The sequence below is a fragment of the Streptomyces sp. NPDC100445 genome (assembly GCF_044759735.1).
GTDB lineage: Bacteria > Actinomycetota > Actinomycetes > Streptomycetales > Streptomycetaceae > Streptomyces.
Genome location: NZ_JBIVZV010000008.1, coordinates 196,108 through 207,832, shown reverse-complemented (window position 1 = coordinate 207,832; position 11,725 = coordinate 196,108). Strand labels below are relative to the sequence as shown.

9 protein-coding genes and 3 pseudogenes are annotated in these 11,725 nt (G+C 69.6%); 6 read left to right on the top strand and 6 right to left on the bottom strand.

Translation table 11 applies throughout. The annotated features are described in order from the left end of the window. The first annotated feature begins 38 nt into the window (after positions 1 to 38). Both rpsR (ACIQVT_RS20580) and ACIQVT_RS20575 read left to right on the top strand, forming a co-directional pair. Positions 39 to 275 (top strand): 30S ribosomal protein S18, encoded by a 237-nt coding sequence (rpsR, locus tag ACIQVT_RS20580; protein WP_403755409.1) that lies wholly within the window; start codon positions 39 to 41, stop codon positions 273 to 275. A 72-nt stretch (positions 276 to 347) separates the two neighbouring features. Next, the gene (locus ACIQVT_RS20575; RefSeq protein ID WP_403755406.1) at positions 348 to 908 is read left to right on the top strand and encodes a GNAT family N-acetyltransferase; all 561 of its coding nucleotides are present in this window, start codon (positions 348 to 350) and stop codon (positions 906 to 908) included. Positions 909 to 971: 63 nt separating this feature from the next. Here the strand turns inward: ACIQVT_RS20575 and ACIQVT_RS20570 are convergent, their stop codons facing one another. The 4 genes from ACIQVT_RS20570 to ACIQVT_RS20555 form a co-directional block, all read right to left on the bottom strand. Next, the gene (locus tag ACIQVT_RS20570) at positions 972 to 1,739 is read right to left on the bottom strand and encodes a class I SAM-dependent methyltransferase (protein WP_403755403.1); all 768 of its coding nucleotides are present in this window, start codon (positions 1,737 to 1,739) and stop codon (positions 972 to 974) included. A gap of 85 nt (positions 1,740 to 1,824) precedes the next feature. Beyond that, a complete protein-coding gene (locus tag ACIQVT_RS20565) occupies positions 1,825 to 3,051 on the bottom strand; it encodes an aminotransferase class V-fold PLP-dependent enzyme (RefSeq protein WP_403755400.1) in 1,227 nt (408 codons plus the stop codon). Beyond that, on the bottom strand, positions 3,048 to 4,385 hold the full coding sequence (locus ACIQVT_RS20560) for a pyridoxal-phosphate dependent enzyme (RefSeq protein WP_403755397.1): 1,338 nt from the start codon (positions 4,383 to 4,385) through the stop codon (positions 3,048 to 3,050). The genes ACIQVT_RS20565 and ACIQVT_RS20560 overlap by 4 nt, the downstream gene beginning before the upstream one ends. Further along, entirely contained in the window at positions 4,382 to 5,881 is a 1,500-nt protein-coding gene (locus tag ACIQVT_RS20555; protein WP_403755394.1) for a Y4yA family PLP-dependent enzyme, read from the bottom strand. The genes ACIQVT_RS20560 and ACIQVT_RS20555 overlap by 4 nt, the downstream gene beginning before the upstream one ends. A gap of 184 nt (positions 5,882 to 6,065) precedes the next feature. Here ACIQVT_RS20555 and ACIQVT_RS20550 point away from each other — a divergent pair. Then, positions 6,066 to 6,194, top strand: a pseudogene (locus tag ACIQVT_RS20550) (hypothetical protein); the annotation flags it as partial. A 174-nt stretch (positions 6,195 to 6,368) separates the two neighbouring features. Here ACIQVT_RS20550 and rpsR (ACIQVT_RS20545) read toward each other — a convergent pair. Further along, positions 6,369 to 6,553 (bottom strand): annotated as a pseudogene (gene rpsR / locus ACIQVT_RS20545) (30S ribosomal protein S18). A 10-nt stretch (positions 6,554 to 6,563) separates the two neighbouring features. Here rpsR (ACIQVT_RS20545) and rpsN point away from each other — a divergent pair. Beyond that, positions 6,564 to 6,725 (top strand): annotated as a pseudogene (rpsN, locus tag ACIQVT_RS20540) (30S ribosomal protein S14); the annotation flags it as partial. A 200-nt stretch (positions 6,726 to 6,925) separates the two neighbouring features. Here rpsN and ACIQVT_RS20535 read toward each other — a convergent pair. Continuing rightward, positions 6,926 to 8,992 (bottom strand): putative Ig domain-containing protein, encoded by a 2,067-nt coding sequence (locus tag ACIQVT_RS20535; protein ID WP_403755391.1) that lies wholly within the window; start codon positions 8,990 to 8,992, stop codon positions 6,926 to 6,928. A gap of 960 nt (positions 8,993 to 9,952) precedes the next feature. Between ACIQVT_RS20535 and ACIQVT_RS20530 the strand changes: the two genes are divergently transcribed. Then, positions 9,953 to 11,323 (top strand): YibE/F family protein, encoded by a 1,371-nt coding sequence (locus ACIQVT_RS20530; RefSeq protein ID WP_403755388.1) that lies wholly within the window; start codon positions 9,953 to 9,955, stop codon positions 11,321 to 11,323. Between the two features lie 310 nt (positions 11,324 to 11,633). Beyond that, positions 11,634 to 11,723, top strand: coding sequence for a K(+)-transporting ATPase subunit F (gene kdpF / locus ACIQVT_RS20525; protein WP_009326374.1), 90 nt, complete (start codon positions 11,634 to 11,636; stop codon positions 11,721 to 11,723). The last annotated feature ends 2 nt before the right edge of the window (positions 11,724 to 11,725 follow it).

The following is an 11,725-nucleotide window of genomic DNA, read 5'->3' as shown; positions in this document are numbered from 1 at the left end:
GACATCCACTCCACAACCACTGAAACGGAGAAAGCCACATGGCCCGACGCATCGTCACGCGCAAACCGGTGAAGCACCGCTCCAACCCGCTCATCGCGGCCGGCATCACCTACATCGACTACAAGGACACCGACCTGCTGCGTAAGTTCATCTCCGACCGCGGCAAGATCCGCAGCCGGCGCGTCACCCACATCACCGCTCAACAGCAGCGCCAGCTCGCCGCGGCCATCAAGAACGCCCGAGAGATGGCCCTCCTCCCCTACTCCAGCAAGTGACATGGCAATGACGACGGCGATCGCCCGATGGTCCGACCCGCCCACGCGGGGCCGTCTGGCAGGCTGATCGCCATGGCAGCGCACACGGCAGTGACGTCACTCGAGTTCGCACAGATCAGCCGGCCCCACGAGCTGGCTTCCGGCCTGCGGCGGGAGCTGGTCGACTGCTGGGTGGCGGTGAGCAATGCCGGCGGGGCGGTCATCCCGCACGGTTTCTCATTGCCGCCGGTGAGTGAGCAGGAGGTCGGGCCGGTCCTCGACGAGATCGTCCAGGCACTCGATCCGCAACGGAGCAGGCTGCTGGTGGCCACCGCGGAGGGGATGACTGCGGGATGGCTGCTCCTTCGCCGCGATCCGCACCCGCTCGTCGCACACTGCGGCACGGTCAACCACGTGCAGACACACACCGGGTTCCGTGGCCTGGGGATCGGTGCCGCGCTGATGCGCCGCGTCCCGGACGTCGCCCGGGACGAGATGGGGCTGGAACGGCTGGGGCTGGCCGCGCGGTCCGGCCTGGGGCTCGAGGACTTCTACCGCAAGCTGGGCTGGGTGGAGGTCGGCCGATGGCCGGGGGCACTGCGGGTGGCCCCCGGCGACGACCGCGACGAGATCCTGATGAGCCTCGCCCTCTGACCGGCGTCCGCCACCGCCGGGAGTCGTCCCTGTGGACTCGCGGGCGCTCGCAGCCGGTGCGGATCAGTCCTTGACCGCCACGAGGACGTGGCTGTCGCCGAACTGCCAGACGGACGTGACGTGGCGAAAGCCCGCCGTCCGCAGCAGTTCGGCATGCCGGGCCACGGTCAGGTGGTCGCCGCCGCTGCCGCCCGCCTGAGCGGCCCGGTGCCGCTCTCGTTGGGCGAACAGGTCGGTGAGTTCCGGGTCCTGGGCCGCCTCGGCCCACCAGGACTCCCAGTCCTCGTTCGCGTGGGCGTGTGATCGCTCGGCCCTGCGGCGACCCACATGCGCGGTGAGCTCCGAGAGGGGCGAGCCGTTCTGGGGGAAGTGGTCGCCGTTGATGAGGACGCCGCCGGGTCGCAGGAGTCCCGCGAGGCGGCGATATGTGTGCAGGAGGGACGGCTCGGCCAGGTAGTGCAGGGCTGTTGTCGAGACGGCCGCGTCCAGGGGCCGGTCCAGGCCGAGTACCTCGGCCCAGTCGTGGTCGCCGATGACGGCGTCGACGTAGCGGGCGGCGTCCGCGTGGTGGGTACGGCCGAGTTCCAGGAGGACGGGGTCCATGTCGACGGCGACGATCTCCGCGTCCGGCATGCGCCCGGCGAGCCGCGCCGCCAGCGAGCCCGGCCCGCAGCCCAGGTCGAGGAGGAGTGGCCGCTCACGGTCGGCGGTCACGTGCTCGACCACGTCCGCGATCACGGTGAACCGCTCCTCACGGTCGACGGCGTAGTGCTGCTGCTGCCGTTCCCAGCGCTCCACCCACATCTTGGCCGTCGCCATGCTCACGCCCATCAGGTCGCGCACCTCTTCCGTCTCTCACCTGTCGCGGACACCATCGAAACTACAGGTGGAAACGGTTTTCGGTTCCATTCTCCCGTCAATCGAGTGACGCCAGCACGGCCAGCAGACGGTCGACCTCGTCCGCGGTGTTGTAGACGTGCAGGCTGACCCGTACCGAGCCGTCCCTCTTCTCGTCGGCGCCTGCCTGGCAGAGGCTGTCGGCCCGCACCATGAAGCCGTGGCTGAAGAGGATGAAGCCGAGGTCGTCGGATGGAATGGCGCGGTGCCGGAAGGTGACGATGCCATGGCGGCGCTGCTGGAGCGGCAGCGCGGAGTCGGCGGCCAGGCTGGACCCGCAGCCCAGGATCTCGTAGGAGGCGAGGTGCCGGAGTCCGTCGGTCAGCCGGGTCGCCAGAGCGAGCGTCCAGCGCGCGATCCGCTCGACACCCGCCGCCTCCAGCCAGTCGAGTGCCGCCTCCAGCGAGGCGATGCCCACCGTGTTGGGGGTGCCCTGCCAGCCGCCGGGTTCAAAGGCGGGGCCGCGTGCGCCTCGCGCCCAGACCGCACCGGTGCCGGGCAGGGCCAGCGCCTTGTGGCCCGAGAAGACGACGAAGTCGACGTCGAGCGCGGACTCGGCCACGGAGACCGGGAGATGACCGATGCTCTGGGCGGCGTCCAGGCAGATCGGCACGTCGGGGCCGACGGCCGCGCGGATGCGGTGCACGTTCATGTCGCCGCCGTAGACGTGATGGATGTGCGTGGCGGCGACGAACCGGGTACGCGGTCCGATGACCTGGTCCAGCGCCCGGTGGTCGTAGTCGCCCGACTCGGCCTGGTAGGGCAGTGCCCGCACGCCCACATTGATTCCCCGGTCGGCCAGCAGCCTCTGCGCCTCCAGCCAGGGCTCCAGATTGGCCCGGTGGTCGGCGAAGGGGACGAGGATCTCGTCGCCGTCGGAGAGGAACGAGGTGAGCCAGTCGCGGGCGACGGCGCGCAGTCCCTCGGTGGTGCCGCTGGTGAAGTGGACGGTGGACCGCTGTGGGTCCGGGTCACCGAGGAACTCCTTGACCCGCCGTCGGGTGCGCTCCACCAGCTCCGTGGTCCGGTTGGCCCACGGGTAGGTGCCCCGCCCCGCGTTGGCGTTCGACGTCGTCAGATATGACTGAACCGCTTCGAGTACCGCCCGGGGCTTCTGCGCGGTGGCCGCGCTGTCGAGGTAGGCCAGGTCGGGGTGCGCGGTGATGATGGGGAACTGCTCCCGCATCTCGCGCTGCCAAGCCACGGCGGCCCGCTCCTCCCCGAAGCCGGGATGCACGCCGCTCATTCCCGTATCAGCGGCGCGCCCGCGTCCCGCCAGGCGATGACGCCGCCCGCCAGGCTGCGCACATCAGGATGGCCCATCCGGGTCAGCAGCGCCGCGTAGCGGGCGGACTTCTCCCCCACCGGGCACACCAGCAGCACCGGTTGCCGCTTGCTGAAGGGCAGCCCGTCGCTCACGAGTTCCTCGAAGAGTTCGTCGACGATGTTGATCGAACACTCGATGTGCAGCGCGGCGTACGCGTGCGGGCCCCGCAGGTCGACGACGAGCGGGCGCGGCTCTCCGTCGGCCATCCACCGGCGCGCGTCGCCGGTGTCGACGGTCCGGGCCCCGGCCCGGACCTCGTCCTCGGTGAGAGCCGTGGCGGAGTGCCCCCGGCGGGGTGCGCCCAGAAGCTCCGGCCTGCGTTGTCGTACATAGCTGAGGTAGCTCTCGGCGCGGTCGCAGACGATGAAGACCGCTGTCCGGCGTCGCTCCGACTCGGGCAACTCCGCGTCCACTCTCCGCAGATGTCGTACCGCGCCCCGGTAGGCGGCACCGCCCGTGGGGCCCGAGAGCAGACCGCAGCGGCGGATGAGGGTGAGCATTCCGTCGATGGCCTCCTGGGATGTCACCGACTCGATGGTGTCGTACGTCGCCGGGTCGAACAGGCCCACTTGGTGCACCTCGTCGATGGTGCGGATGCCGGGGATGAAGTCCGATTTATGGGCGACCAGGCCGAGGACCCGCACGTCCGGGTCGTGCTCACGCAGAACTCTGGCCACTCCGGTCGACGAACCCGCCGTACCCACGCAGGCGATGAAGAAGTCCGGTGCCCGCCCGTCCAGGTCCTTGACGATCTCCGGGCCGGTGCCCGCCGCGTGCGCCTCGGTGTTGCGCGGGTTGAAGTACTGGTCGGTGTGCAGATACGTGCTTCCCGGCTCGGCGAGCGCCTGGTGGACGCGGGTCAGTGGATCGTCCGTGTCGGTGGGGTCCAGGCACTCGCTCTGTCCGGGCAGTTCCTCGATCTCGGCGCCCAGCAGCAGGAGCAGTTCCTTGATCTCCGGTACCCGCATCCGGTTGGTGACGCTCTTGAAGCGCAGCCCGTGCATTCCGGCCAGGAGGGCGAGTGCCTTGGCCGTGTTGCCGCTGGAGAGCTCCACGACCGTCTCACCGCGCTCCGCCGCGGCCTCCAGGCGGGGGCGGGCCATGTTCCAGGCCGGCCGGTCCTTGACCGACCCGAAGGGATTGAGCATCTCCAGCTTCGCGTACAGGTCGAAGTGACGCAGGCCGTGCACGGCCGGATCGATGCGCACCAGCGGCGTGTTGCCGATGGCTTCCGTGATGCTGTCGTACCTCATGCCAACGCTCCCCCGAACTGTGGGATCGGCCAGTACTCCTCGTCCAGGCACCAGCGCCAGGAGCCCCCCTCGTCCACGACCGCGACCGTGCGGGCGACCGGCTGCCGCTGTGCGTGGTGGGCGTGGAAGTCCATCGCATAGCCCGCGGTGTTGGCGAAGGCCAACAGGTCACCGGGGTGCGGGAGCCGGGGAAGGAAGACCATGCGGCGCGTGATCAGATCGGCCTCGAGGCAGAGATTGCCGACGAGATACACCCCCACCGGCCCCTGATCGCTCTCCCCTTCCGCTCCAGCGCGCGGAAGCAGCACGGGGTCGACGAGTACGCCGTGCTCCTCCAGACTCACGTCCCCGGCGTTCATGGCCAGCCGGACCAGATACTCCCCGGTCCCCTCTCCCGTCCGCCGTACGTCCAGGACCCTCACCAGCGAGAGTCCGCACTGGTCGACGAGAGCGCGGCCCGGTTCGGCGCACAGGTCGTACATGTGCTCCAGGAGCAGGGTGGCGGCCGGGCGGCCCAGGGAGGGCGCGGCCAGCGAGAGCAACTCGGCGAGGTAGTCAGGCCCGGCGGTGGGCCGGTACGCCGGATACAGGGCCGCGGTCCCGCGCACCGTACCGCCCTCGTTGCGCAGCCCGTAGCCGTGCCCGCGCCAGGTCAGGGCGGGACGCGAGCCGAGAACGGCCTCGGTCAGCGCGGTGGTGTAGCGGTCCCATTCGGCGGCGTCGGCGACGTATCCGACTCCGAAGCCGCCGCCGATGTCGACGACGCGAGGCGCCAGGCCCCGGGCCCGGCACTCGTCCATGACCATCACACAGCGCTCCAGCGCGTGGACCTTCTCCATGAGACCGGTCGTGTCCAGGTGGTACGCGACCCCGGTCAACTCGACCGCGTCGCGGTGCCGTTCGACCGCCGAGAGCAGTTCAGTCACCTCGCCCGCCGGCGAGCCGAAGCGGCTGCGCCGGGAGAGCACCCGCACACCGGGCTCCTCCGGTCCTCCTGCCGATTCGAACCCGGAGAGACGCAGCAGGACATCGACCCGGGGAAGGGCGTACTTCCGCACCAGTTCGGCCAGTTGGTGGAGTTCACCACGCGAGTCGAGGTTCACCGTCGCCCCGACACGAGCCGCCAGCCACAGGAACTCCGGGTCCTTGGGGCCGGTGGCCATGATCCGGTCCGGTGTGAAGCCGCAGCCCAGGGCATGGCGCAACTCTCCGAGTGAGGCGACGTCGACGCCGACGGCAGCCGGGTCCTCCACCGCCAGTCGCCGTACCAGGGAACTGGACCGGTTCGCCTTGTGCGCGAAGTACACGCGTCCGGCCAGGTGGTGCTCGCGGTAGACGGCGTGGAACCTTCGTGCGTTCTCGGCCATCCGTTCCGGCAGGAGCAGGTTGAGCGGGGAGCCGAGCGCATCGACGAGCGAGTGGAGGAACGGTCCGGCGTCCAGCAGTGAGCTGAGCGGGGGTTCGAGCCGTGGCCGCAGACGAAGGGGCTCACCCACGGCAGATCCTCCCCCTCGCCACCGGTCGACCGCTGCTCCGGCAACCGTTCGAGCGTAATCATTTCCGCCCACAAGCGTCTTTAAGCCCCGGCGGGCGACCAGGTGTCATTGCGCCACGAGCGGGCGGAGAGGCGTCAGCCGTCGGCATACCTGAGATGGGGAGCGACGCCACGGAGTTTCTCGCATGTCTCCTCGAAAGGGCCGTACGGTGCGGCTGACCGGCTGCGTCACGCACGGGGACGGCGGCAGCTGGTACGTGACCCGGTTGCTCGTGTCGTGCTGCGCGGCCGACGCGACGACGAGTGAAGTGCAGGTCCGCGGCGCGGACGCCCCGGCTACGGACACCTGGGTGACGGTCACGGGCATCTGGCACTCGAAAGGCAGGCCGCGACGGCGGCCTGGCCCCCGGTACTGGACGCGAAGACGGTCAAGCAGGTCAAGCAGCCGTCGGACCGCTACGAGAAGCGTTGAGCTCGTCGATACGGTGCTATCGGGAGCTGTAGGGCAGGAGCGCCATCTCGCGTGCGTTCTTGATGCCTGCGCTGTCTGGCGCTGCTGCTGACGCGTCACGTGGGTCACCCGACGGCTGCGGATCTTTCCGCGGTCGGAGATGAACTTCCGCAGCAGGTCGGTGTCTTTGTAGTCGATGTAGGTGATGCCGGCGGCGTCCAGCGGGTTGGAGCGTCAGCATCCCCGCGACGCCAGCGCCACCCGCCTGCGCAATCGCGACTCTGTGGACGGCCGCCCTCGCGGCTACCTGCGCGCCTTCGGCCTGTCCCGTATCCGGGTACGCGAGATGGCCCGTGCGGGCGAGCTCCCTGGCGTGACCAACAGCAGTTGGTGACCCGGCACGCCAGGGGCTCACAACGGGCGCGTCGGCGACGCAGCCCGAATCTGTGCCCGGTTTCGAACGCGCCTTTCGCCACTCTGAACGGCGGGCGGGCGGCGGCACCGGCTTGTCGCGTTCTGCAATGACCAGGTAGGTACGACGTACCCCGCACGCGGACGGCTTCCGCGTGCGGGACCCGGGGCCGGACCGGCAGATCAGCTGGTCGTCAGGGCGGTGTCGTCGACGACGAAGCTGGTCTGCAGGGAGGAGTCCTCCACGCCGTTGAACTTCAGGGTGACCGTCTGGCCCGCCAGCGAGGACAGGTCGAAGGTCTTTTGCGCGTACCCGGAGTTGTGGTTGAGGTTCGAGTACGTCGCCAGGGTGGTCGAACCGGCGGTCACCGTCAGCTTGTCGTACGCGGTGGTGCCGGTCTCCGCGGTGTCGATGTGCAGGTAGAAGGTGAGGGTGGCCTTGCAGCCGGCCGGGATCGTCACCGACTGGGACAGGGTGTCGGTGTGCGAGGAGCCGTAGCCGTTGAGCCACGCCTTGTAGGAGCCGCCGTGGGCCGCCTCACCGGAGTCGGTGGTGATGACACCGCTGGTGGCGCTCCAGCCTGTGCTGCCCGACTCGAAGCCGGGGTTGGCCAGCAGCTGCGTCGAGGAGCAGCCGCCCCCGCCGGAGCCAACCGTCCAGGTGAAGGACGTCGAGCCGGAGGCGCCGGTGGAGTCCTTCGCCGTGACCGTCACCTGGTAGGTGCCGGCGGTGGACGCCGTACCCGAGATCAGTCCGGTGGAGCTGTTGATGGACAGCCCGGTCGGCAGGCCGCTCGCGCTGTAGGTGAGGGCCGCGCCCGCGCTGTCGGTGGCGTGGATCTGCAGGCTGACCGAGCCGCCCGTGGTGGTCGACTGGCTGCCGGGGTTGGTGATGGTCACCGTGTTGCCGCCGGTGGAGCCGGAGGTGAAGGCGGCGGTGCCGTTCGGGGTGCCCCAGCCGGTCGGGCCGTCGTAGCCGGTGCCGGCGGTGCAGAAGTACGACGGGGAGCAGCTGCCGTTGTTGCCGCTGGTGACGTCGTAGAGGTTGCTCGTGTGGGAGTACGGGTACTTCGCCGGGTAGTCGCTCGCGCCCGGGGCGCCCGCGAGGGCGTAGACGGAGGTGATGATCGGCGAGCTGGCGCTGGTGCCGCCGTAGACGGCCCAGCCGGAGCCGCCGTAGGTGTCGTAGACCGCCACGCCGGTGGCCGGGTCGGCGACCGCGGAGACGTCGGCCTCCATGCGCTTGGTGCAGCCGGTGTCGGTCTGCCAGCTCGGCTTCGGGTCGTAGGCCGAGCAGCCCGAGCCGGTGCCCTCGGTGGAGTTGGTGTGCCACACCGACTCGCTCCAGCCGCGGGAGTTGGAGGCGGTGGTGAGCGCGGTGCCGCCGACGGCCGTCACGTACTGGGAGGTCGCCGGGTACTCGGCGCCGTAGGCGGAGTCACCGGAGGAGACGGTGATCGCGACGCCCGGGTGCTTGAAGTACGAGGTGTCGTTGCCGGTCTGGGAGGAGTCCTCGGAGCCGCCCCAGCTGTTGGAGATGAACTTGGCACCGAGTGCCACGGCCTCGTTCTCCGCGGCGCCGAGGTCGGCCATGCTCGCGGAGTTGGCCTCGACCAGGATGATGCTGCAGTTCGGGCAGACCGCGCTGACCATGTCGATGTCGAGCATCTCTTCACCGGCCCAGCCGCTGTCGTTGGTCGGCAGCGAGGTGGTGGAGCCGGTCTGGCTGACCTGCTTGAAGCAACCGTTGGCCTTGGTGCAGGACGACAGGCCGTAGGTGGAGCGGTACGTGCCCAGGTCCGACTCGGCGTTCGGGTCGTTGTAGGCGTCCACGATGCCGACGGTCATGCCCGAGCCGGCCGTGGTGGGCAGGTTGTAGGCGCTGTGCAGGTTGGCCGGGGAGAGGCCGGAGGGCGCCGCGGCGGCGAGCGCCGAGGCGAGGCGCTGCTTGATGTCGGTGCGGCGCTGGGCGAAGCAGGACGCGTGACCTGGCGCGGCGGTGGCGCACAGGTGCTGGGTCGGCACCTTCTGGCCGGCCTTGCCGGTCGCGTGGTAGGTCTGCCGCTCGGGGGCGGTCAAAGCCTTGTTGTTCTGCGTGACCTTGGAGGTCTGCGGGTGGGGCGCGGCAGGCTGGGCGCCGGCCGTCGGTGCAGCGGTGAATCCGGCGACGGTCAGAGTGAGGGCGGGGAAGGCGACGGCGACGAGTCTTCGCAGACTCCGTCTCCGTCCGCTGGGGTGTGACTCACGCATGGGGTACTGCCTCCGGTTGACGTGGGGTATCGCACTGGATGGGCAGGCCCGTGATTGCGCGTAGCGGCGGCGAAACCGCGCAGTCAGGAGCATGACACTCGCGCACCCCTGCCACGTTGGGTGAGCGTGACATGACAGGATGCGAGAGGAACGTAGACCGGAACGGGTCCTACCGGGCAGTACCGAGCCGAATTCTTTGCTTCTCCATAGAATGCGGTTGGCCCCCTCATGGGGGCCAACGCGTGATGGCCACGGGTTGGGCCACAGAGCTGGCCCAGGTGGATCTCGATGGCAACTCTTGTGGCGGGACTCATTCTGCTGATCAGCCTGAACTCCCCTCCAGGACCGCACCAGCAACCGCTCCTTTCACCGTTGCCCAGCGCCTGCGACACCCTCGACGAGCCACATGACGTCAGCCGGGCGCGCACCGCCGCGCCGCTTCTGGCTACCTGCGTTGGAACGCACCGCAAGGGCTCTCAGCCCCGAGAGTGAACGGATCTACGGCCCGGCCACGCCCCTTCGCGCCCTACCACACACGCGTAGAGGAGCCGTGCTCCCCCAATGGCGACGGGAGTTTCCCGGCACGCACTCCGGGGGCGGATGCGGAAAATGCGGCCGGTGAAGAGGTTCATGATCCAGGCACAGGGAGCAGAACGCTCGATCTTCTGGCGCTCCTCGGACTGATACCACGGCACAGCCGTTCCCGTACTCTTCCCCAGAGCCGCCGCGCAGGACCGGCTCCGGAGGGGGCACGGACAACCGCGAGGGAGACGGCATGGGAACCGCTGACCGGCAGAGCGCCGGAGACAGAACCGGGTCGGCGAACCGCCCCGACCCAGAGGCGATCGGGCGAGCGAGTACGGCCACGACTACGGGTACGGGAATCCTCCCGAGTCGATACCTCACCCCGGCTACGGACCCGATGCCGGCGCGGGCCACCTCCTCTCTCCCTCTCAAGAGATGGGCCACGGACACGCACCAGCGGCTGGCGCCGGACACGGCCCCGGAGCGAGCGCCGAAGGCCATGGACACGCGCACGCCCACGGACACAGCCACGGCCACGGCCCCGCCGCCCCCGTCTCCCGGCACCTGCGCAAAGTCATCGCGGCAATCCTGATCCCCTTCACCGCCGCCGTCGTGGTGGGGCTCGTCGTGCTGTGGCCGGGCGAAGCCCCGCCGCACAAACGCACCGGCGTCGGCTTCGACCAGCAGACCCAGCAGGCCACGGTCACCAAGGTCCTCGAGGTGAGCTGCAAGTCGGTGAACGCCTCCGGCGAGACCCCCACCGGCGACACCTCCACCGCCGAGGGCAACTCGGCGCAGCAAGAGGCGAACGGCACCTGCCACAAGGCCACGATCCGGGTCGACACCGGCAAGGACAAGGGACGCACCTTCACCGAGATCGTGCAGCCCGACCAGGCGCGACAGCTCCACCAGGGCGAGAAGGTCGTGTCCGCCTACGAACCCTCCGCACCCAAGGACCTGCAGTACTCGGTCGCCGACGTCAACCGCCGCTTCCCGATGGGCCTGCTCGCCGGCATCTTCGCACTCGCCGTCGTAGTGGTGGGCCGGCTGCGCGGCGTGATGGCGCTGGTGGCGCTCGCCATCAGCTTCATGGTGCTGAACTTCTTCATCCTGCCCGCGGTCCTGCAAGGCTCGAATCCACTGCTCGTAGCGGTGGTCGGCTCGAGCGCCATCATGCTGATCGCCCTGTACATGTGCCACGGCCTGTCGGCCCGCACCTCGGTGGCGGTGCTCGGCACCCTGCTCTCGCTGGCGCTGATCGGCATCCTGGGCTCGGCGTTCATCGGCTGGGCCGCCCTCACCGGCAACACGGACGACAGCACCGGCCTGATCCACGGCCTCTACCCGAAGCTCGACATGAGCGGTCTGCTGCTCGCCGGCGTCATCATCGGCTCCCTCGGCGTACTCGACGACGTCACCGTGACCCAGACATCGGCCGTCTGGGAGCTGCACGACGCCAACCCCTCGATGGGTTGGCGAGGACTGTACCGGGCAGGCATCCGCATCGGCCGCGACCACATCGCCTCCGTGGTCAACACCCTCGTCCTCGCCTACGCCGGTGCCGCCCTGCCGCTGCTGCTCCTGTTCTCGATCGCCCAGAGCGGCGTGGGCACGGTCGCCAACAGCGAGCTGGTGGCCGAGGAGATCGTCCGCACGCTGGTCGGCTCGATCGGCCTGGTCGCCTCGGTACCGGTCACGACGCTGTTGGCGGCCTTGGTGGTCGCAGCCGATCGCCCCGGCCCGGAGAGGGAAACGACAACCGCGGGAGCGGCAGCGGGCCGGGGCAGGCGTCGACGGAAGCGTTGAGATCGATCTCTTCAAATTGAGGGCGGCCGCGCAAGCCCTCGGACCGCACGGGTCCTCGATGCTGCTCACGCGCCACGGAACCCACCGGTAGGGACCACCGGCCGTAAGAGTTCCGTCAAACCCGTGGGTGCGGCCGTAAGAGGGCCGTCAACGAACGACCAGATCCCGCCGGACAGGCGGTTACCTCTAAGCGTCCATGTTCCACCCCCGAACCTCTTCAGGAGTTCACGATGGCCGATCTGGCCTTCGTCGCCATCACCGTCGCGGTCTTCGCGCTGGTGGCTCTCGTCGCCCGGGGGGTGACGAAGCTGTGACCGCCGAAAACGTCGTCGGCCTGGTCGTGGCCGTCGCCCTGCTGGGTTACCTCGTCCTCGCCCTGATCTTCCCGGAGAGGTTCTGAGC

Excerpts from the sequence above, each read along its gene's own strand:
- rpsR (WP_403755409.1), top strand. The coding sequence starts at position 39 with ATGGCCCGACGCATCGTCACGCGCAAACCGGTGAAGCACCGCTCCAAC.
- ACIQVT_RS20575 (WP_403755406.1), top strand. The coding sequence starts at position 348 with ATGGCAGCGCACACGGCAGTGACGTCACTCGAGTTCGCACAGATCAGC.
- ACIQVT_RS20570 (WP_403755403.1), bottom strand. The coding sequence starts at position 1,739 with ATGGGCGTGAGCATGGCGACGGCCAAGATGTGGGTGGAGCGCTGGGAA.
- ACIQVT_RS20565 (WP_403755400.1), bottom strand. The coding sequence starts at position 3,051 with ATGAGCGGCGTGCATCCCGGCTTCGGGGAGGAGCGGGCCGCCGTGGCT.
- ACIQVT_RS20560 (WP_403755397.1), bottom strand. The coding sequence starts at position 4,385 with ATGAGGTACGACAGCATCACGGAAGCCATCGGCAACACGCCGCTGGTG.
- ACIQVT_RS20535 (WP_403755391.1), bottom strand. The coding sequence starts at position 8,992 with ATGCGTGAGTCACACCCCAGCGGACGGAGACGGAGTCTGCGAAGACTC.
- ACIQVT_RS20530 (WP_403755388.1), top strand. The coding sequence starts at position 9,953 with ATGGGCCACGGACACGCACCAGCGGCTGGCGCCGGACACGGCCCCGGA.